The 21,110-nt window shown below is 72.1% G+C and carries 12 protein-coding genes; 9 read left to right on the top strand and 3 right to left on the bottom strand.

What is annotated here, in order from left to right:
* Nucleotides 1-267 precede the first annotated feature (267 nt).
* Both J5V96_RS15955 and J5V96_RS15960 read right to left on the bottom strand, forming a co-directional pair.
* On the bottom strand, nucleotides 268-882 hold the full coding sequence (locus tag J5V96_RS15955; RefSeq protein ID WP_208505280.1) for a DUF624 domain-containing protein: 615 nt from the start codon (nucleotides 880-882) through the stop codon (nucleotides 268-270).
* Nucleotides 882-1,865 carry a LacI family DNA-binding transcriptional regulator gene (locus J5V96_RS15960; protein ID WP_208505282.1) on the bottom strand — a complete coding sequence of 328 codons (984 nt, stop codon included), beginning with the start codon at nucleotides 1,863-1,865 and terminating at the stop codon, nucleotides 882-884. Before J5V96_RS15960 ends, J5V96_RS15955 begins: the two co-directional genes overlap by 1 nt.
* A 108-nt stretch (nucleotides 1,866-1,973) precedes the next feature.
* Here J5V96_RS15960 and J5V96_RS15965 point away from each other — a divergent pair, with 108 nt between their 5' ends.
* The 9 genes from J5V96_RS15965 to J5V96_RS16005 all read left to right on the top strand — a co-directional run bounded on the left by J5V96_RS15965 (nucleotide 1,974) and on the right by J5V96_RS16005 (nucleotide 19,573).
* Entirely contained in the window at nucleotides 1,974-3,974 is a 2,001-nt protein-coding gene (locus tag J5V96_RS15965; RefSeq protein WP_208505284.1) for a beta-galactosidase, read from the top strand.
* Nucleotides 3,971-6,271 (top strand): alpha-xylosidase, encoded by a 2,301-nt coding sequence (yicI, locus tag J5V96_RS15970; RefSeq protein ID WP_208505293.1) that lies wholly within the window; start codon nucleotides 3,971-3,973, stop codon nucleotides 6,269-6,271. Before J5V96_RS15965 ends, yicI begins: the two co-directional genes overlap by 4 nt.
* Nucleotides 6,268-8,763 (top strand): beta-glucosidase family protein, encoded by a 2,496-nt coding sequence (locus J5V96_RS15975; RefSeq protein WP_208505295.1) that lies wholly within the window; start codon nucleotides 6,268-6,270, stop codon nucleotides 8,761-8,763. The genes yicI and J5V96_RS15975 overlap by 4 nt, the downstream gene beginning before the upstream one ends.
* 377 nt (nucleotides 8,764-9,140) lie before the next feature.
* Nucleotides 9,141-12,275, top strand: a complete 3,135-nt coding sequence (locus tag J5V96_RS15980; RefSeq protein WP_208505298.1) for a DEAD/DEAH box helicase — start codon at nucleotides 9,141-9,143, stop codon at nucleotides 12,273-12,275.
* Nucleotides 12,276-12,469: 194 nt separating this feature from the next.
* On the top strand, nucleotides 12,470-13,348 hold the full coding sequence (locus J5V96_RS15985) for a serine hydrolase (protein WP_208505301.1): 879 nt from the start codon (nucleotides 12,470-12,472) through the stop codon (nucleotides 13,346-13,348).
* Nucleotides 13,349-13,425: 77 nt separating this feature from the next.
* Entirely contained in the window at nucleotides 13,426-13,734 is a 309-nt protein-coding gene (ppnP, locus tag J5V96_RS15990; protein ID WP_208505303.1) for a pyrimidine/purine nucleoside phosphorylase, read from the top strand.
* A gap of 189 nt (nucleotides 13,735-13,923) precedes the next feature.
* The gene (locus J5V96_RS15995) at nucleotides 13,924-15,423 is read left to right on the top strand and encodes a DUF3375 domain-containing protein (RefSeq protein WP_208505305.1); all 1,500 of its coding nucleotides are present in this window, start codon (nucleotides 13,924-13,926) and stop codon (nucleotides 15,421-15,423) included.
* Complete coding sequence (locus J5V96_RS16000) at nucleotides 15,420-16,211, top strand: DUF4194 domain-containing protein (protein WP_208505307.1); 792 nt, start codon at nucleotides 15,420-15,422, stop codon at nucleotides 16,209-16,211. Before J5V96_RS15995 ends, J5V96_RS16000 begins: the two co-directional genes overlap by 4 nt.
* A complete protein-coding gene (locus J5V96_RS16005; protein ID WP_208505309.1) occupies nucleotides 16,208-19,573 on the top strand; it encodes an ATP-binding protein in 3,366 nt (1,121 codons plus the stop codon). The genes J5V96_RS16000 and J5V96_RS16005 overlap by 4 nt, the downstream gene beginning before the upstream one ends.
* Before the next feature lie 909 nt (nucleotides 19,574-20,482).
* On the opposite strand, the gene J5V96_RS16010 is transcribed toward J5V96_RS16005, so the two are convergent.
* A complete protein-coding gene (locus J5V96_RS16010; RefSeq protein ID WP_208505311.1) occupies nucleotides 20,483-21,088 on the bottom strand; it encodes a PadR family transcriptional regulator in 606 nt (201 codons plus the stop codon).
* Nucleotides 21,089-21,110 lie beyond the last annotated feature (22 nt).

Raw genomic sequence — 21,110 nt, forward strand, 5'->3', positions numbered from 1 at the left:
GGTGGGGGCGGGGGGGTCAGGCTGCCGGGGGTCGGGGCCCGGGGGAGTTTGGGCGTTTCGACTTCCTGCGCTCGCAGGGCTCGCTTCGGTCGCTCAACGAGCGCCGGGGTCGGGCTGCCGGGGGTCGGGCCTTCGCGAGGGCTTTGGGCGTTTCGACTTCCTGCGCTCGCAGAGCTCGCTTCGGTCGCTCAACGAGCGGGGGGTGGGGGAGCCGGGGGTGGGGGTGCCGGGGGTCAGAGGCCGGCGGGGGGGTGCGGTGCCGGGGGGTCAGGCTGCCGGGGGCTCGTAGCGGGCGAAGGCGGAGCGGAAGATGAAGGCCGCGACGTAGGCGCCGAAGGCGATGCCGATGGTCGCGAGCAGGAAGGTCAGCGCGGGGAAGATCACGCACAGGGCGACCGCCGTGGCCGGCAGCAGCACCACGAAGAGGGTGCGCAGCGGCTCGGCGGCAGGCAGCAGCAGCGCGTTGCGCAGCGTGGTGCCGAGCGGCGACTGGAACCGCGCCACCAGCGCCATGCCGAACAGGAACGCCGCGAACAGGTAGGCGGCGCCGAGGAACGACAGGATGGCGGCGCCCAGGCCGATCACCGACTCACCGGCGAACCAGAACACGCCGCTGAACGCCAGGGCCACGGCGGGAACCAGCGTGGCCGCGGCGATCGTGGTGGCGCGCACGGCGTTGGGCAGCAGCGCCGCGAAGAAGTCGCGCACGGGGCGGCCCTGCTCGTCGTCGGAGTAGCGCATGGTGACCTCGAACAGCGCGCTGGTGGCAGCGCCGATGGTCACGATCGGCAGGCACAGGATCAGGTAGAGCACGTTGAGCATCACGAACGTCAGGAAGTTCGTGATGCCGCCGAGCACGCGCCCGTCTGGGTCGATGGCCATCAGCGCTCGTGGGTCGTGAGCGTCGGGGGGATGAGCCGCACGCCGGGCTGACGGGCGCCCCCCAGCATCTCGGTGATCGCGTCCGCGGCCGCCGTGCCCATCGCGAAGGCGGGCACGGCGATGCTCTCGGTGAGCGTCGGCACCGAGAGCGCGACGTTCTCGGGGCACAGGGCGACGACGGCGGGCTTCTCGGCCGAGTGCAGGCCGAGCTCGACGAGGCGCGCGACCAGGTGGGGGAGGGCCGCCTCGTTGTGGATGAAGAATCCCGTGATCGACGGATCCTCGGCGAGGATCGCATCGAGCGCGTCCACGGCGTCGGCGCCCGCCGGGCAGGGATGCACCGATCCGACGACCTTCTCGGAGGCGCACGCCTCGGCGAAACCGCGATCGCGGCGGTCGGCGTACGAGGTGTGGCGAGTCATGACCTCCTCGGGCGAGCCGAGCAGCGCGATGCGCTTGTGCCCGAGTTCGGCGAGGTGGGAGACGGCCATCCAGCCGGCGCCCTCGAAGTCGAAGTCGACGCACGGCAGGTTGCGGCGCCCCGCCGGCAGGCCGATGAGCACCGAGGGCTGCTCGAGCTGCGAGAGCGCGGCGATGCGCGGGTCGTCCGACTCGATGTCCATCACGAGCAGCGCGTCGACCATCGATCCCCGCGCGACGCGCTCGATGCCGTGCGCGTCATCGCCCGTGAGCAGCAGGATGTCGTAGCCGCGCGTGCGCATCTGCGTGACGACGCCCGTGACGATCTCCATCACGACGTGCACGTCGACGCCGGGACGCAGCGGCGCCTGCAGGCCGATGACGTTGGTCGACGACGAGGCGAGCGAGCGCGCCGCCTGGTGGGGCTGGAATCCGAGCGCGTCGATCGCGGCCTCCACGCGCTCGCGGGTGGCGGGCGAGATCGACCGCTTGCCGCTCATGGCGTAGGAGACCGTCGAGATCGAGACGCCCGCCTTCTCGGCGACATCGGCGATGGTCACCATCGTGAACTCCGTCCTTGGAAATCCGTCTCAACCTAGTATATGGTCCCGTTGTTGAAGCGCTTCGATAGAATTGCAGAAGCGCTTCGAAATCTGACGATGGAGTCTTCGATGACCGGTGCCGTGCCCCCTTCCGCGGGCGACGCCTTTGCCCGCCTGGCGGCCGATCGCGGCATCCTCTTCGGCGGTGACTACAACCCCGAGCAGTGGCCCCGCGAGGTGTGGCTCGAGGATGTGGCGCTGATGCGGCAGGCGGGCGTGAATCTCGTCACGGTCGGCGTCTTCAGCTGGTCGACCATCGAGCCCACCCCCGGCGCGCGGGAGTTCGGCTGGCTGGATGAGATCCTCGATCTGCTGCACCAGAACGGCATCGCGGTCGACCTCGCCACCCCGACCGCCTCGCCGCCGCCGTGGATGGGCGTCGATCATCCGGAGACCCTGCCGGTCACCGCCGACGGCGTGCGTCTGTCGCCCGGATCGCGCAACCAGTTCGCGCCGTCGTCGCGCGTTTACCGCGAGGCGGCTCTCGCGATCGCTACCGACCTTGCCGCCCGCTACGCCGCCCACCCCGCCGTGCGCATGTGGCATGTGGGCAACGAGTACGGCCAGATCGACTTCGGCCCCGAGGCGGCGCGGGCGTTCCGCGCGTGGCTGCGCGCACGCTACGGCGACATCGCGACCCTCAACGCGGCATGGGACACCCGCGTCTGGTCGCAGGGCTACCGCGACTTCGACGACATCACGCCCCCGCGCACGGCGCCCTACCTGCTGAACCCCGCCGCGACGCTCGACTTCCACCGCTTCACGTCTGACGAGCTCAAGGCCTGCTTCGTCGAGCAGCGCGATGCGATCCGGGCCTCCGGCGCCACGCAGCCGGTGACCACCAACCTCATGGGCTTCTTCGACCTCGTCGACGGCTGGGACTGGGCGCCCGAGCTCGACGTCGTCTCCGACGACCAGTACCCGGATCCCGCCGACCCGCACAGCCCGCAGAAGATCGCGCTGGTGCAGGATCTGATCCGCTCGCTCGGTGGCGGACGCCCCTGGATGCTGATGGAGCAGGCCGCGAGCGCGGTGTCGTGGCGCCCGCACAACCTGCCGAAGTCGCCCGAGCGGATGCGGCTCGACTCGCTGCAGGCCGTGGCCCGAGGTGCCGACGGCGTGGCCTTCTTCCAGTGGCGCCAGGCCCGCGCGGGCGCCGAGCGCTTCCACTCCTCGATGCTGCCGCACGCCGGCGCCGACACCGACGCGTTCCGCGGCATCGAGCGCCTCGGCGCCGATCTCGCGCGGCTCGGCGAGGTGACGGGCGGGCGCGTCCAGGCGCCCGTGGCGATCCTGTTCGACTGGCAGGGGTGGTGGGCTGCCAAGGAGCCCGCGCGCCCGACCACGCGCCACGACACGATCGATCAGCTCGAGCGCTGGCACGCCGAGCTGTGGCGCCGCGGCATCGCGGCCGACCTCGTCAGGCCCGGCGCCGACCTCACCTCGTACCGCGCGGTGCTGGTGCCGCACAGCTACATCCTCGAAGCGGATGCCGCCTCGCAGCTCGAGAAGGCGGCGGCCGCCGGCATCCGGATCGTCGTGGGCCCGTTCTCGGGCGTCGCCGATGCGCACGGGGCGATCCTCACCGGGCGCTCGCCCGTGCCGATCCGGGAGCTGGTGGGGGTGAGCGGCGAGGAGTGGGTCGGCCTGCCCGACGGCGGCGTCTCGCTCAGCGACGGCACACGCGCCGAGATCATCGCCGAGCGCCTGCGCAGCGACGGCGCTGAGGTGCTCGCGAGCTTCGCCGAAGGCGACCTCGCCGGCCGCCCCGCCGTGACGCGGCACGGCGACGTCTGGTACCTCGGCACCGTGGCCGACGCCGCGCTCGCCGCGGTGCTCGACCAGGCGCTCGCCGGCATCGAGGGCGTGCTCGGCGACCAACCGCTGCCCGCCGGCCTCGAGGCGGTGCGCCGCGGCGACGCGCTCTTCCTCCTCAACCACGCAGACTCCACGGCCCACGTGGCCGTGCCCGAGGGATCCGAGGATCTCCTGACGGGACACACGACAGGCCCGACCGCGGCGATCGCCGCAGGCGGAGCGATGGTGCTCATCGAAAGGCGCACGAAGTGAAGTTCACCGATGGCTACTGGCTGACACGGCCCGGCATCACGCCGCTGTTCGCCCAGCAGGTCGACGACATCCGCATCGACGAGGCGGCGGGCACCATGACCGTGTTCGCCCCCACCGTCGCGGTGCGCGAGCGCGGGGATACCCTCAACCGCCCGATGTTCACGCTGACGTTCTCGTCGCCCGCCGAAGGCGTCGTCAAGGTGCGGGTGCAGCGCCATCAGGGTGCCGTGCACCGCGGACCCGACTTCCAGAAGTTCGAGGACGCGTCCTTCCGTCCCACGATCTCGCTCACCGAAACGGAGGGGGTGCTCGAGGCCGGCGACCTGCGCGTGCGCGTGCAGCGCGACGGATCCTGGAACTTCTCGTTCGAGCAGGGCGAGACGGTGCTGACGACGTCGCTACCGCGATCCGTCGGCCACATGACCGGCAACGGCCACGAGGCGCCGGCGTCGACGTGGGTGCACCAGCAGCTCTCGATCGAGCCGGGCGAGCGCGTCTACGGCCTGGGCGAGCGGTTCGGCGCCTTCACCAAGAACGGCCAGGTCGTCGACTCGTGGAACGCCGACGGCGGCACCTCGAGCGAGCAGTCCTACAAGAGCGTGCCGTTCTACCTGACGAGCCGCGGCTACGGCGTCTTCGTCGACGATCCGTCGGCGGTGTCGTTCGAGGTCGGATCCGAGGTCAACTCGCGCGTGCAGTTCTCGGTCGAGGGCGAGACGCTCGACTACTACGTCTTCGCCGGCCCCACGCCCAAGGACGTCCTTGCCCGCTACACCGCGCTGACCGGCCGCCCGGCGAAGCTGCCCGCGTGGTCGTTCGGCCTGTGGCTGACCACCTCGTTCACCGCCGCCTACGACGAGGCGAGCGTGAATGAGTTCGTCGACGGCATGGCCGAGCGCGACATCCCGCTGTCGGTGTTCCACTTCGACTGCTTCTGGATGCGCGAGTTCCAGTGGACCGACTTCGAATGGGATGAGCGCACGTTCCCGGATCCGGAGGGCCAGCTCGCGCGCCTGCACGACCGCGGCCTGCGGGTGTCGGCCTGGATCAACTCGTACATCGCCCAGCGCTCGCGCCTGTTCGCGGAGGCCGCCGAGAAGGGGTACCTGCTCAAGCGCACGGACGGATCCGTCTGGCAGTGGGACATGTGGCAGGCCGGCATGGGCCTCGTCGACTTCACCAACCCCGAGGCGACCGAGTGGTACGTCGCGCACCTCGTGCGTCTGATGAAGCAGGGCGTCGACACGTTCAAGACCGACTTCGGCGAGCGCATCCCGAGCACGGGGGTCGTCTGGCACGACGGATCCGATCCGGCGCGTATGCACAACTACTACCCGCACCTCTATAACGAGGCGGTGTTCCGGGCGCTCGAGCAGCACTACGGCGTCGATAACGCGATCGTCTTCGCGCGCTCGGCGACCGCGGGCGGCCAGCAGTTCCCCGTGCACTGGGGCGGCGACTGCGACTCGACCTACGCGTCGATGGCCGAGTCGCTGCGCGGCGGTCTGTCGCTCGCACTCAGCGGCTTCGGCTACTGGAGCCACGACATCGGCGGCTTCGAGGGCACCCCCGATCCGGGCGTCTTCAAGCGCTGGCTGGCCTTCGGGCTGCTGTCGTCGCACTCGCGCCTGCACGGATCCGACACGGTGCGGGTGCCGTGGGCCTTCGACGAGGAGGCGGTGGATGTCGCCCGCCGCTTCACGAAGCTCAAGATGACGCTGATGCCCTACCTCGCCGGCATCGCCGAGCAGGCTCCCGCGACCGGCACGCCGATGATGCGCCCGATGGTGCTCGAGTTCCCCGACGATCGCGGCGGCTTCGACGCCGACGGCCAGTACATGCTGGGCGACGCGCTGCTCGTGGCGCCGGTGTTCACGGCCGACGGATCGGTCGAGTACTACCTGCCCGAGGGCCTCTGGACCTCGCTGCTCGACGGCTCCGTGCAGGACGGGCGCCGCTGGGTGCGCGAGACGCACGGCTTCGACTCGGTGCCGCTGCGCGTGCGCCCCGGCACCGTGCTGCCGATCGGCGCGCGCGACGACCGGCCCGACTACGAGTGGGCGGAGGATGTCACCCTCGCCTGCTTCGAGCTGCCCGATGGCTACGACCGGGTCACGACCGTGCCCGGCTTCGAGGGCCCCTCGACGTCGTTCCGCGTGCGCCGCGTCGGCGACGAGATCATCGCGTCCTCCGACGACGCCACCGCCGGATGGTCGCTGCTCGTCGGCGACCAGCTGGTCGACACGAACACCGCGGGCGAGATCCGCATCACCCTGACCCCGGAGGAGTCCGCATGAGCGCGTTCCGCGACGTCTCGCTGCCCCTGACCGAGCGCGCGCAGGATCTGCTCGCGCAGCTGACCGCGGATGAGCGCATCGCGATGCTGCACCAGGCGGCGCCCGCGATCGAGCGTCTCGGAGTGAGCGAGTTCCGCACGGGCTGCGAGGCGCTGCACGGCGCGGCCTGGCTCGGCACCGCCACCGTCTTTCCCCAGCCCGTGGGGCTGGCGGCGACCTGGGACACCGCCGCCATCGAGGCCGTGGGCGAGGTCGCCGCGACCGAGGTGCGCGCGAAGCGCGCCGAGAACCCGCTGGTGAGCCTCAACGTCTGGGCGCCGGTCGTGAACACGCTGCGTCATCCCGCGTGGGGACGCAACGAGGAGGGCTACTCCGAGGACGCGCACATCACCGGGCACTTCGGCGCGGCCTACTCGCGGGGCCTGCGCGGATCGCACGAGCGCGTCTGGCGCACCGTGCCCGCGCTGAAGCACTTCCTGGCGTACTCGAACGAGACCGACCGCTCGACCACGTCGAGCGAGATGTCGCTGCGCACCCTCCACGAGGAGGAGCTGCCCGCCTTCCGCGAGGCCATCGAGCACGGCGTCGCCGGCGGCATGATGCTCGCCTACAACCGGGTCAACGGCACCGCCGCGCACACCCAGCCCGAGCTCGTCGCCGAGGCGCGCAGCTGGTCGGACGAGTCGATCGCGATCGTCTCGGATGCCGGTGCTCCGACCTTCCTCGCCGAGCTGCAGCGCGAGGTGGCCGACAAGGCCGAGGGCGCCGCCAAGCTGATCCGGTCGGGTCTGGACTCCTTCACCGACGACGACGCGAACGCGGAGCCCACGACGTCCGCGATCCGCGAGGCGCTCGCCAAGGGACTGCTGACGGAGGCCGACATCGACCGCGCCGTGCTGCGCCTGCTCGAGATGCGGATCCGCTCCGGCGAGTTCGACGGCGACGCCGATCCGTATGCGGGCATCACCGCCGCCGACATCGACGCGCCCGCCTCGCGCGAGCTCGCCCGCGAGGTCGTGGGCAAGTCGGTCGTTGTGCTGCGCAACGACGCCCAGGTGCTGCCGCTCGCGGATCCGCGCCGGATCGCCGTGGTCGGCCCGCTCGCCGACGCCGTGCTCACCGACTGGTACGCCGGCACGCCCCCCTACTCGGTGGGCATCGCCGCGGGCCTCGCCGCGCGCTATCCCGACGCGCGGGTCGACGTCGTCAGCGGCGCCGACACCGTGGCCCTGCGCGCGTCGAACGGACGCTACGTGCGCAGCGACGGCGACGGATCCGTGGTGATCGCCGACGCGCCTGCCGCCTCCGAGGAGGCGCTGTTCGACTTCGCCGACTGGGGCGACGGCATCCTGGTCATCCGCTCGCAGGCCTCGGGTCGTCTGCTCACCGGCGGGGCGTGGCCCCTGCGCGCCGACGCGACGCGCGTGGGCGGCTGGATCGCGCAGGAGAGCTTCCGTCGTGTGGTGCACGCCGACGGCACGTGGTCGCTGCTGCACCTCGGCTCGGGGCGCTGGCTGCGCACGCTGCGCGACTCGGGTCTGCTCGTCGCCGACGGGGTGACCGAGAACCAGGCCGAGCGCTTCACGCCGCGTGTGGTGCGCTCGGGCCACGCGGCCGTCGCCGCGGCCGCTGCGGAAGCCGACGTTGTGGTCGTGGCGGTGGGCAACGACCCGCACCTCGCCGGACGCGAGACCGAGGATCGCCCGCACATCCTGCTGCCGCAGTCGCAGGTCGAGATCTGGCAGACCGCGCGCGAGGCCGGCGCCCGCGCCGTGCTGACCGTTGTCTCGAGCTACCCGTACGTGCTCGGCGAGGGTGTGCGCGACGCCGAGACCGTCATCTGGTCGAGCCACGGCGGGCAGGACCTCGGCCACGGCATCGCCGACGTGCTCTCGGGCGATCGCGAGCCGTCGGGCCGCCTCGCCCAGTCGTGGCCCGCCGACGCCGCGCAGGCCGGCGACCTCTTCGACTACGACACCCTGCGTCAGCAGGCGACGTACCGTCACCAGCCCGGATCCTTCACCTTCCCGTTCGGACACGGCCTGACCTACACGTCGGTCTCGTATGACTCGATCTCGCTGTCGGCGGGATCGGTGAACGCCCCGGAGGTCACACTCCGCCATCCGGGGTTCTTGCCCCGGGCACACGAGTCGGTGGTGACGGCTCGTGTGTCCGTGGCGAACTCGGGCTCTCGGGCAGCCGAGGAGCTTGTGCAGGTGTACGCGCTGCGCTCGGACGAGGGCGCGCCGCTGCGGCTGCTGCTCGCGTTCGAGCGCGTGCGCCTCGAGCCCGGCGAGACCCGCGAGGTCGAGCTGTCGTTCGCCGTGGAGCGCCTCGCGACGTGGGACTCCGAGGTGCGCCTGCCGGATGCCCCGAGCGACTGGCTGCACGAGGGCGGCCTGCGCGTGCGCCCCGGCACGTACCGCATCGCCGCCGGCTCCTCCTCGCAGGCGCTGCCCGTGGAGGCCGAGCTGACCGTCGCCGCGCGCTGAGCGGTGGCCCTCGTCCCGTTCGCTGAGCGAGCGGAGCGGGGTGGCGCGGGGCATCTGCCCCTCGTTCGTTGAGCGAGCGCAGCGAGTCGAAACGCGTGTCACGACCCGGGGCTTGAGCCCTGCGGTGGTGTGGGGCGTCTCGACTCGCTCGTTCCTCGCTCGCTCGACGAGCGAGGGGGGTGGGGTGGCGCGCGGGGCATCTGCCCCTCGTTCGTTGAGCGAGCGGAGCGAGTCGAAACGCGTGTCACGACCCGGGACTTGGGCCCTGCGGTGGTGTGGGGCGTCTCGACTCGCTCGTTCCTCGCTCGCTCGACGAGCGAGGGGGGTGTGCGGCGACCGCGGCGCCGGATGTCCCACCCCGCGCCTAGGCTCGATCCGTGCCGTTCGAGCTGACACCCGAGGATCTGCCGCGGATCCTTCCCGCGTGGATGGTGCAGCACGGCGCGCATCTCGCCGAGCAGGGTGTGGCCCGCATCACCCAGCGCTACGAGATGGGTGGGGTCACCTCCTTCGAGGGCCGCGTCGGGCGCTGGACCGTGTTCATCGACGTGGGCGAGCGAAACGGCGTGAGCATCGACTGCGACGAGTGCGGATCCGACGGATGCGTGCACGCGGCGGCGATCCTGCATCTGATCGCCCACGGCGCCACGAGCGGCGCGGCGCTGCCGAAGCCCGCGGCCGCGCCCATCGAGCCCTGGCGGCGTCTGCTCGAGAAGGCGCTCGACGCCGAGGAGGAGCCCGCCGAGGTGGCCCTGCTCGTGGGCCTCGAGCGCACGCGCACGGGCGAGTGGGCGCATATCCGGCCCGCCATCAAGGGCTCGCGCGGCACCTGGATCCGCACCGGCATCGGCTGGCACGACCTGGAGGCGGCCGGATCCGAGACCGTCGCGCGCCGCGCGCTCGGCGAGATCGCGTCGATGCACGACCAGGCCCGCCCCGCCAGCCGCTGGGGGTACTACGACCGCGCGCCGCAGTGGATCCGGCTCGACGAGCTGCCGAGCCGCGCGTTGTGGAACGTGCTGCTCGAGCTGCGCGAGGCGGGTGTGCAGCTCGTGGCCGACACCAAGGCGCAGCAGGAGGTGGCGCTGCGCGCCGAGCCCGCCACGCACTACCTGCAGCTCGCGCACCACGACGAGGCGCTGCACGTGCAGCCCGTGATCGACCTCGATGCGCCGCAGGCGCAGATCCTGCCGATCGGGCGACCGGTGGCCGCCATGGCGATCGCCGACGACGAGCGCGTGCGTGAGCTGGTGCCCCTGCGGGAACCGCTCGCCGAGGCGTTCACTCGCCTGATGCAGGGCGAGCCGTTCACCGTGCCCGACGGGGCCGTGGCCGACTTCGAACGCGAGTACCTGCCGAAGCTGCGCCGGATCGCGCCGCTCCGATCCGACGGATCGTACGAGATCCCCGCGCCTCCGCGCCCGACGCTGGTGCTGACGCTGGCCCAGGCCGACAACCGGGCGACGCTCTCATGGCGCTTCGACTACCCGGATGCCTCGGGCATCCGCACCCCGTCGGAGGAGCGCGGCATCGCCGACGCGGTCGAGCAGGCCGCGGGCGAGCACGCGGGGCTGCTCGGTGCGCGCGTCGGCACGACCTTCGGGGCTGCGATGCTCACGAAGGACGAGACGGTCGAGTTCCGCGCGATGGTGCTGCCCGCGCTCCGGGCGGTCGACGGGCTGCGTGTCGACGAGACCGACGAGCTGCCGGAGTACCGCTTCGCTGCCGATCCGCCGGTTGTGCACGTGTCGACGCAGCCGAACGGCAACGACTGGTTCGACCTCGAGGTCTCGGTCGAGGTCGGGGGAGAGGCCGTGCCCTTCGGCATGCTGCTCACCGCCCTCGTGGCCCGCGACCGTTACGTCGTGCTGCCCAGCGGCACGGTGTTCGCCCTCAACACGACGCAGTTCGATCCGCTGCGCGAGCTGCTCGACGAGGCGCGGGCCCTGCAGGATCGCCCCACGGGCCCCCTGCGCATCTCGCGCTGGCAGGCCGACCTGTGGGAGGAGATCGTCGGCATCGGGCTGGTGCAGGCCCAGGCCAACGACTGGCTCGAGCGCATGCGCGGCCTCACCGAGACCGAGCAGCTCGCGCCGGTCGACCTGCCCCCGGGGTTCCGCGCCGAGCTGCGCGATTACCAGCGCACCGGCCTCGCGTGGCTCGACTTCCTGCGTCGCAACCGGCTCGGAGGCATCCTGGCCGACGACATGGGCCTCGGCAAGACCGTGCAGGTGCTCGCCGCGCTCGCGCGGGCCCAGGCCGAGTCGCCGGGCGAGCGCTACCTCGTGGTCGCGCCGACCAGCGTGGTCTCGAACTGGGTGTCCGAGGCGCGCCGCTTCGCCCCGGAGCTGCCCGCGGTCGCCATCGAGGAGACGTCCGGAAAGCGCGGCTCGACCCTCGCGACGCAGATCGAGGGCGCGGCGCTCGTGGTGACGTCGTACGCGCTGTTCCGCCTCGACTTCGACGAGTATCAGGCCGCTGGCTTCCAGGTGCTTGTGCTCGACGAGGCGCAGCAGATCAAGAACCACCGCGCGCAGACCCACCGCTGCGCCCGCCTGCTGGAGGTGCCGAGCAAGTTCGCGATCACGGGCACCCCGCTCGAGAACAACCTGCTCGAGCTGTGGGCGCTCGTCTCGCTCACCGCGCCGGGACTGCTCGGCGGTGAGCGCACCTTCACCGACCAGTACCGCAAGCCCATCGAGCGGGAGCGCAGCGCCGAGCGTCTGCATCGCCTCCGCCGCCGCCTCAAGCCCTTTATGCTGCGGCGCACGAAGGAGCAGGTCGCGGGCGACCTGCCCGAGAAGACCGAGCAGCTGCTCGAGGTCGAGCTGCATCCCGCGCACAAGCACGCATATGCGCTGCGGCTGCAGCACGAGCGCCAGAAGGTGCTGGGTCTGCTCGACGACGTCGACTCCAACCGCATGGAGATCCTGCGCTCGCTGACGACCCTCCGGATGCTCGCACTCGATCCGGAGCTCGTGGGCGACGGCCACGCCCCCAGCGCGAAGCTCGAGAAGCTCGGCGAGCTGCTCGACGAGATCGTCGGCGACGGCCACAGCGTGCTCGTCTTCAGTCAGTTCACGCAGTTCCTCGGCCGGGCGGCCGCCGTGGCCGAGAAGCGGGGCATCCCCTTCGCGTACCTCGACGGATCCGTGTCGATGAGCGCCCGTCGCGCGATGATCGACCGCTTCACCTCCGGCGAGGTGCCGGTGTTCTTCATCTCGCTGAAGGCCGGCGGTTTCGGCCTCAACCTCACTCAGGCCGACTACTGCATCCTTCTCGATCCCTGGTGGAACCCGGCCGCCGAGGCGCAGGCCACCGACCGCGCGCACCGCATCGGGCAGACGCGTCCCGTTGTGGTCTATCGCCTCATCTCGCGGGGCACGATCGAGGCGAAGGTCGTGGCCATGCAGGAGAAGAAGTCGCGGCTGTTCCGCGACGTGCTCGCCGGGGATGACCCGTCGGCCATCGGCGCGCTCGACGCGACCGACTTCCGGGGCCTCATCGAATAGCCGCCCTCCCGACGGACCCACGGATCCGCGCTCTCCACTCAGCGGGCACGGATCTCTACGGATCTTCCCTGATCTTCACCGGATCGAGCCCGGAACGGCCCCGACGACGGCCCGTCAGGCCGCACAATGGATGCGGGTGAGGGAACGACGCGAGCGAGCGAAGGGCTGTCGTGGGAGCGGATCCCCGTAGCGAGATGAGTCACGGAACGTCGCGCAAGGATCTGCGCAGCGGCCGGGGACGACAGACGCGCACTTTCCGAGCGACAACCGGCGCCCTCGAGCGCCTCGCGCTCGCCGGTGCCCGCGTCGCCGTGCACGTCACCGACCTCGACCGCGCGGAGGTGGTGCTCGCCGGCGACGACCACCTGGCGCTGCCGGTGGGCGGCCTCGGCATCGTGCCGCTGCTCATCGAGACCGCCGCACGCATCGAGGCGCGCACCCTCGATCCGCACCAGCTCATCGACCGCCCGAAGACCAAGCGCCCCGCGCCCACGGGCCTCTGGCGCGCGATGGCCGCACCCACGCTGCCCGTGGTCGACCTCGCCGTGCTCGCCGCAGCCGCGGGTGATGCCGCGGCCACCAATGCGCTGCTCGGCGTCGTCGGGCACGAGAACGTCACCCGCCGCATCGTCGACCTCGGCATGCCCCGTTCGGCGCTGCTCGACGGCTTCCGAGCCGAGCGCGGACCGGATGACGCCCCGCACCTGGCGCTCGGCACCGCGCGGGAGTTCGCCGACCTGTTCGCCGCGCTCGCCGGCGGCACGGCGGTCGACGCGGGAGTCAGCGAGCGCGTGGTCACCTGGCTCAGCCCTGTGACTGACGCGGGTCTTGTCGGATCCGCGATCGGCGCCGACCCCTTCTCGCACGAGCCGGATGGCCACGGCGTGGTGCACTTCGCGAAAACCGGCCGCGAGAAGGGCGTACGCGCGGAGGCCGGTGTGCTCGCCGGGCGCCGTGGCGCCTTCGCCTACGCGCTTCTCGTCGCCTTCGACGACGAGACGCTGCTCGACCGGCAGCGCGCGCACGCGGCGTTCCACGCGCTGGGCGGCGATCTGCTCGAGTACGCCACCTGACGGCCCGCGTCGCTCGCGCGTTCGCGGTCTCGCCCGCGTGGTCTCGGAGCATCCGCCGCCGGCTCGATAATCGAGCCATGACCTACGAGAACGTCACCCTGGATCCGGCCGCCAACGTCTACTTCGACGGCAAGTGCGTGAGCCACACCTTCTTCCTGGCCGACGGCACGCGCAAGTCGGCCGGGGTGATCCTGCCCTCCGAGCTGAACTTCAGCACCGGCGCCCCCGAGGTCATGGAGCTGCACACCGGATCCTGCACCGTGCGCCTCGCCGGCTCGGACGAGTGGACCGCCTACGGCGCGGGCGACTCGTTCGAGGTGCCCGGAAACTCGTCGTTCGACATCCGCGTCACCGACGCCGTCTCGTACGTCTGCCACTACGGCTGATCCGCGCCCGGGTGGCCACCACGCCCTTCTGAAAACACGTCCTCTGAGCGAGAACATGCCGGATCGGCGCAGATAAGGCACGTTGTCGCTGACAACACGTGTTTTCAGGGAGGGGACGGTGCCCCCGCGGGCAGGGAACAACCCGGCGCGTTCGGCGCGAAGTCGTGCGCCGACTAGGCTGGATCCTCCATGAGCACGCGAATCGAGGGCGCTTACGAAGGCGCGGTCCGAGCCTTCCAGAGCCCGATGCTCGCCCTGCTGCACAAGCGGCACGCGCCGCTGATCGTGACGCTGCTGGCGTCGGTGTTCACGAGCGCGCGGCCGAGCGTTGCGGTGGCCGAGGTGCACACCGAGGTGGGGGATGCCCTCGACCAGCTGCGCGCCGCCGGTAACGACAATCTGCCCGTCGGATCCGCGCGCGAGCTCTGCAAGCAGTGGGTCGATGCCGGGTGGCTGATCCGGCAGGCCGACGACGCCGACGTCGAGGTGTACCGCCTCTCGGCGCACGCGGTGGGCGCGCTCGACATCGCCAGCCGCGCGGGCGGCCCGCGCTCGCGGGTGTCGCAGTCGCGCGTGCGCACGCTGCTCCAGGCGGTCGACCACCTGGCAAGCGAAGCGGATCCGGATGCCGAGCGTCGCCGGGAGCGGCTGCGTGAGGCGATCCGCCGGCTCGAGTGGGAGCTGGAGCGCCTGGAGCTGAACGATGTCGTCGAGCCCGCCGACGACGAGGTGCTGCGCGAGGAGGCCGAGAACGTGCTCGCCCTCGTGCGCGAGCTTCCGGCCGACTTCGCGCGCGTGGCGGAGTCGATCCGCGATCTGCAGCGCCAGGTGGTCGCCGCCCTGCGCCAGGACGAGCGCCCCACGGGCGAGGTGCTGCGCGAGTACCTGCACCGCGCCGAGCACGTGCTCGACGCCACGGCCGAGGGCCGCGCGTTCGCGGGAGCGCTGCGACTCGTCGGCGACCCGGATCGCCTCGACCGCCTGCAGGAGCAGCTCGACATCGTGCTGCACCAGCCGTTCGCCGAGAAGCTTCCGGCCGTGCAGCGGATCGAGCTCGCGAGCCTCTCGCAGCAGCTCGAGCGGGGCATCGACACGGTGCTCACCGCCCAGCGCACGGCGTCGCGCGTGATCGCCGCTCAGGTGCGCCACCACGATCCGCTGCGCGACCGCGAGGTCGACGACCTGCTGCGCGATGCGATCGTCGAGCTGGCCGCATGGATGCCGACGACCCGGCGCAACGAGCCCGTCGAGGGGCTGCGCCGCCTGCCACGCGCCCAGGTGGGGCGCCTGCGCACCACGCTCGACGACCTCGCGCCGCAGAGCCGCCCGGCCCGGCTCGCGGCGTCGCCGGCGCTCGAGGACGAGCCCGCGACCCTCGACCTCGCGCGCCGCTGGGGCGGCCCGAGCTACTCCGAGCTGCGCGCGCACATCGAGGCCTTCGCCGCCGAGGCCGGGGGAGAGCTCGACCTCGCCGCCGCGTTCGAGGCGGCCCCCGAAGACCTGCGCCGCCCGGCCGACCTCGTCGGCCTGTTCGAGATCGCCGACCGCTTCGGCCTGACCGACGGCGACGAGATCGTCGAGGTCGTGGCGATCCGCCCCGACGGCACCCGCCGCCGCCTCGCGTTCTCGGCCGCCAGCGCGCGCCTGACTGATCCTGATTCGCCCGATCCCGCCGACGGAGCCTCATGAGCGACACCGCCTTCATCGATCCGGTCTCCATGGAGGAGGACCCGAGCGACCTCTTCCCCGGCGACACCGGCACGCTCGACGTCGACGCGCGTCGTGTGCTCGTGCAGCTGCTGCGCCGCCGTTACCTGCGCGCCGACCAGAACCCGCAGCAGTGGAAGGCGCTCATCGCGCACCAGCAGGTGATCGAGTCGCGCCTGCATGACCTCTTCGTGCGGCTGATCGTCGACCACGACCGCGGGCTGGCCTGGAAGCAGCAGGTGCGCTCGGCCGAGATCGAGGTGCCGGTGCTGCTGCGCGACGAGGCCTATTCGCGCATCGAGACCGTGCTGCTGGTGCAGCTGCGGAGCCTGCACCAGCGCTCAGGAGGCGCCGGCGAGACCGCCACGCGCGTGGACGCCGAGGACCTCGAGCAGAACGCGCTCACCTACCTCGACGTCGACGGCACGAACGTGGCCGCTCGGCAGAAGGAGATCCGCGGTGCGATCGCGCGCCTGGTCACCGAGGGCTTCCTCGATGAGGAGTCGGAGGGCCGCTACCGCATCACCCCGCTCGTGGAGGTGGTGCTGTCGGTCGAGCGGCTGGGCGAGCTCGTGACGTGGCTGCGCAGCGGCGGCCTCCGCGGCGAGGCGCTTGCGGACGAGGCGCTTGCCGGCGAGGCGCTTGCCGGCGAGGCGCTCGCCGACGAGGTGAGCGGATCGGATCCGGTCGCGGATGACGACGACGGATCCGGATCGGATCCCGTCGCCGACGACGAGCAGGACGACACCCCGGAGGCGGAGACCGCATGACGATGATCGAGACCCTCTTCGGGCTGATCCCCGCCGCCTCGACCGGGCAGCAGTGGATCGCGCGCGACCTGCAGCTGGTCAACTGGGGCGGCTACGACGGCCACCACACCGTGCGCTTCGCGCCGGGCGCGACGCTGCTGTCGGGCGGATCCGGATCCGGCAAGTCGACGCTCATGGATGCGTACATCGCGCTGCTGATGCCGCACACGGTGCCGTTCAACGGCGCCTCGAACGGCGGCGTCATCGGGCGCCCGCGCGGCAAGGATCAGCGCAACGTGCTCTCGTACGCCCGTGGCAAGGTCGATGAGTCGCGCACCGATGAGGGCACCCGCCAGCGGGTGCTGCGCGGCGACGGCGAGGACATCTGGTCGGCCATCGCGATGACGTGGGCCGATCAGGGTGGTCAGGTCTTCACGGCGATCCGCGCCTGGTACGTGCCGGCCGGCGCCCGCGCCATCGAGGAGCTCACCACCGTGCGCGCCACGATCGACGGCGCCTTCGACCTCACGCAGCTGGGGCCCGCGGCCGATGCGAAGTTCGCGCGCGCCCGCCTCACGGCGGCGGGCCTGGTGTGCTTCGACACCGACAAGGACTTCACCGCGCGCCTGCACTCGACGCTCGGCATCGGCGCGGCGGGCGGCGGCGCCAAGGCGATCGCGCTGCTCGCGCGCATCCAGGCCGGTCAGCAGATCACCACGGTCGACGCGCTGTACAAGGCGATGGTGCTCGAAGAGCCCGACACGCTCGCCAAGGCCGACGAGGTCGTGGCGCACTTCGACGAGCTCAGCGACACCCGCGAGCGGATGCTCACCGCGCGTCAGCAGGTGCGCGCGCTCACGCCGATCCGCCAGCACCGCGCCGCGGTCGACGCGGCCCGCGCCCGCCTCGAGCTGATCGCGCAGGTCGGCACCCCCGACGACGACACCGCGCCGGTGGCGTTGTGGCGTCATGAGCGGCGCCTCGAGCTGCTGCGCGACGTCGAGGACGACGTGCGTGTGCGCTCCCGCGCGGCGGACGACAAGGTCAGCGACCTCGACGCCGCCCTGCGCGCCCGCAAGAGCGAGCTCGCGGGCGTGCGCGAGATGCTCTGGGCATCCGGCGGCCAGCAGCTGCAGACCGCCCAGCGCGAGCAGGCAGCCGCTCAGGATCGCCTCGTGGCCGCGCAGGCCGCCCGCGCCCGTCTCGACCGCGCCCTCGAGACCCTCGGCGCATCCGCCGACTCCGCCGCCGATCTCGAGCGCCTCGCCGCTGCCGGCCGCACGCGCCTCGCCGACAAGGACGCCCGCTACGCCACCTTCGCCGACCGCGACCGTGCCCGCGATCTGGTGCGCGAGACCGAGGCCGCGCTCAAGGAGCTGCGCCTCGAGCGCGGCGCCCTCGCGGCACGCCACGGCAACATCCCCGAGCGCCTGCACCAGGCGCGTGTGGCGCTCGCGATCGCGGCCGACATGGATCCGTCCGAGCTTCCGTTCGTCGCGGAGCTCATCGAGGTGCAGACCGTGCACGAGCCGTGGCGCGATGCGTTCGGCATGGCGCTCGGCGGCTTCGCCACCACGCTGCTCATCGACTCCGAGCGCATCGGCGCCTTCCGCGCCGCGATCGACAAGGTGCCCTCGCGCGAGCGCATCCGCTTCGAGGGGGTGCAGCTCGGCCTCACCGTCGACGTGCGTCCCGACGCGAACACGCTGCCCGGGCGCCTCGACTACGCCACCTCGCCGTTCGCCGACTGGCTGCGCTCGCGCCTCGTCGACCGCTTCTCGTACGTGTGCGTCGAGAGCGCCAAGGAGATGAGCGGCTACTCCAAGGCGCTCACCCGCTCGGGCCAGACCAGCGAGGGCCTGCGCGGCGCGCACGGCGGCTCGCCCTCTGGCAGCGTCATCGGCTTCACCAACGCGCGCCGGATCGCGCAGCTCGACGTGCAGATCCAGGCCGCTGAGCGCTCCTGGGTGATCGCCACGCAGGGACTGCGCCGCGCCGACGAGGCCTTCGCGCAGGACGACGAGCGCAAGGACGCCTTCAAGGTCGTCATCGAGACGCCCTGGGACCAGGTCGACACGGTCGCCACCGAGGCGGAGATCGAGCGGTGGACCGCCCGGATCGACGAGCTCACCGCCGGCAACGTCGAGCTGGGCCCGCTGCGCGAGCGCGCCGCCGAGCTCGACGACCTCGTCGACGAGCTCGGGCAGCAGCTGGGGTCGGCGAAGACCGCCGCCGCCGCGCTGCACGAGGAGTGGGAGAAGATCACCGACCAGGTGGATCTCTCCTCCCGCGCCCTCGAGGCCGCCGATCAGGACGACGACGACACCGCGCTCGACGAGGCGCACGCCGCACGCCGTGCCTACCTCGACGAGCTGCTCGCCGACGACGAGACGCCGCAGGCCGGCGCCGCGGATCCGCGTGCCGCGCTCGCCGCGTTCGACGCCGTCGCCGCTCGCGCCGCCGAGCGTCTGCGCCACGACACCGAGACCGCCGAGCGGGCGATCGAGACCGGATGCGAGGCGCTCTCGAGCCTGTTCGAGGGGTTCCTGCGCCAGTGGCCCGACCCGAACCTCGGCACCGACCCCGACCGCTCGTACGCGGAGTTCGAGCAGATCCTGGTCGCGCTCGAGGGCGACGGCCTCCACGAGCTCGAGGAGGAGTGGCGCCGCAGCCTGCTGCGCCTCTCGGGCGACGACCTCTCCGACCTCGAGTACGCCCTGCGCCGCGCGCGGTCGGAGATCACGCAGCGCATCGATCCGGTCAACCAGATCCTCGCCGAACTGCCGTTCGCGGATGACGACCACCGCCTGCGCATCGAGGCGGCTCCCGTGCGCTCGGTCGCCCTGCTGTCGTTCCAGCGCGAGCTCAAGGAGCTGCGCGAGCTGCTGTCGCACCGCGCCACCGAGGCGGATCGCGAGACGCGCTATGGCCGGATGGCGCGCCTCATCGACCGGATCCGTCGCGAGGCTCCCGACTTCGTCGAGCTCGTCGACGTGCGCCGCCACGTGCGCCTGTCGGCCGAGAAGATCGATCTCGAGGGCCGTCACGTCGCGCTCTACGACCACATCGGCGAGAAGTCGGGCGGTGAGTCGCAGGAGCTTGTGGCCTTCATCGTCGGCGCCGCTCTGCGCTACCAGCTCGGCGACGCCGACGCCCAGCGCCCGCGCTACGCGCCGGTGCTGCTCGACGAGGCGCTCATCAAGGCCGACGCGCAGTTCTCGGGCCGCGCGGTCGGGGCCTGGCGCGGCCTCGGCTTCCAGCTCGTCATCGGCGCGCCCAACGACAAGGTCTCGGCCCTCGAGCCCCACGTCGACGCCTCCTACGTTGTGCTCAAGGACGCCACCGGCCGCTCGCGCGCGAAGGCCGTGGTCGGCGTCGGCTGACGCCCCGCGCGGCGCGCGGGCGCGGTGCCGACCCTCTCGTTCGTCGAGCGAGCGGAGCGAGTCGAGACGCAGGAAACGCGGCTGGGGTTGTGGCCGCGCGGGGTGTGCCCGCGGGGCTTGGGGCGTGCGGGGCGCCACCCTCCTCGTTCGTCGAGCGAGCGGAGCGAGTCGAGACGCCGGAAACCGCGGGCGGGTTGTGGCCGCGCGGGCTGTGCCCGCGGGGCTTGGGGCTTGCGGGGCGCCACCCTCCTCGTTCGTCGAGCGAGCGGAGCGAGTCGAGACGCCGGAAACGGGGCTCGTTGTTTGGGTGCCGCGGAGGCTTGGGCGTTTCGACTCGGTCGTTCCTCCCTCGCTCAACGAGCGGGGGTGGTTTGGGCGCCGGGGCACATCTGCGCCGCGGGGGCACATCCGGCGGGCTGTCGTGTCGCGGGGCGGGTGTGGTGCCGCGACGCACGATGTGTTCTCGCGGCGCCCCACCCTGCTCGTTCGTCGAGCGAGCGGAGCGAGTCGAGACGCCGGTGACCGCGAACGGGTTGTGGCCTCGCGCGGGCTTGGGCGTTTCGACTCGGTCGTTCCTCCCTCGCTCAACGAGCGGGGCGAGTGCCGGCCCCGCGGGCCGACCGCCGCGCGGGCTTGGGCGTTTCGACTCGGTCGTTCCTCCCTCGCTCAACGAGCGGAGGCGGCTAGGGCGCCGGGGCACATCTGCGGCGCGGGGGCACATCCGGCGGGGTGTGGTGTCGCGGGGCGGGTGTTGTGCCGCGACGCACCATGTGTTCTCGCGGGGCGCCACCCTCCTCGTTCGTCGAGCGAGCGGGGGGTGCCGGCCCCGCGGGCCGACCGCCGCGCGGGGCGTGGGCGTTTCGACTCGGTCGTTCCTCCCTCGCTCAACGAGCGGGGAGGGGCGCGGGGCTAGGAGGCCGAGTGCGCGTCTTCGGGGCCGTAGAGCGAGTCGAGCAGCGCCTGGCCCTGCTCTCCCCAGGCGATCTCGGCGCGGGCGCGGGCGACGAGGCCCTCGTAGCCGAAGCGCTTGAAGGCGACCGTGCGGTCGTGATCGCGGGGGTCGGTCACCGCGAGCCGTCGCTGCAGCATCGGGTTCTCGCGGGCGTCGATGCGGACGAGCTCGGCCTCCCACTGCTCGAGCTCTCCGCGCCAGTGCCGGATGTGATCGGCCAGGAACGCGCGGGCCGCGTCCGACGTCGCCGCTTCGAGATACGCCGCCTTCAGGTTCGCGGGCTCGCGCACGCGGGCGTAGGGCAGCGGATCCTGCATCCATCGCGTGTACGCCGCCTCGCCCTCCTCGGTGAGGTGGTAGACGCGCCGGGTGCCGCGCTCGCCGCGGGCCTGGTCCTCGCCGACGACGAGCCCCTCGCCCTCCATCTTGCGCAGCTCGGGGTAGATCTGGCTGTCGGGCGCGTGCCACAGGTGGCCGACGGACACCTGGAACTGCTTCTGCAGGTCGTATCCGGACAGCGGGCCGACGCGCAGCAGCGAGATCAGTGCATAACGCAGGCTCATGTGCCCGTCCCTTCTGGTGCTG

Origin of the sequence: Microbacterium stercoris (assembly GCF_017592545.1) — a bacterium.
GTDB lineage: Bacteria > Actinomycetota > Actinomycetes > Actinomycetales > Microbacteriaceae > Microbacterium > Microbacterium stercoris.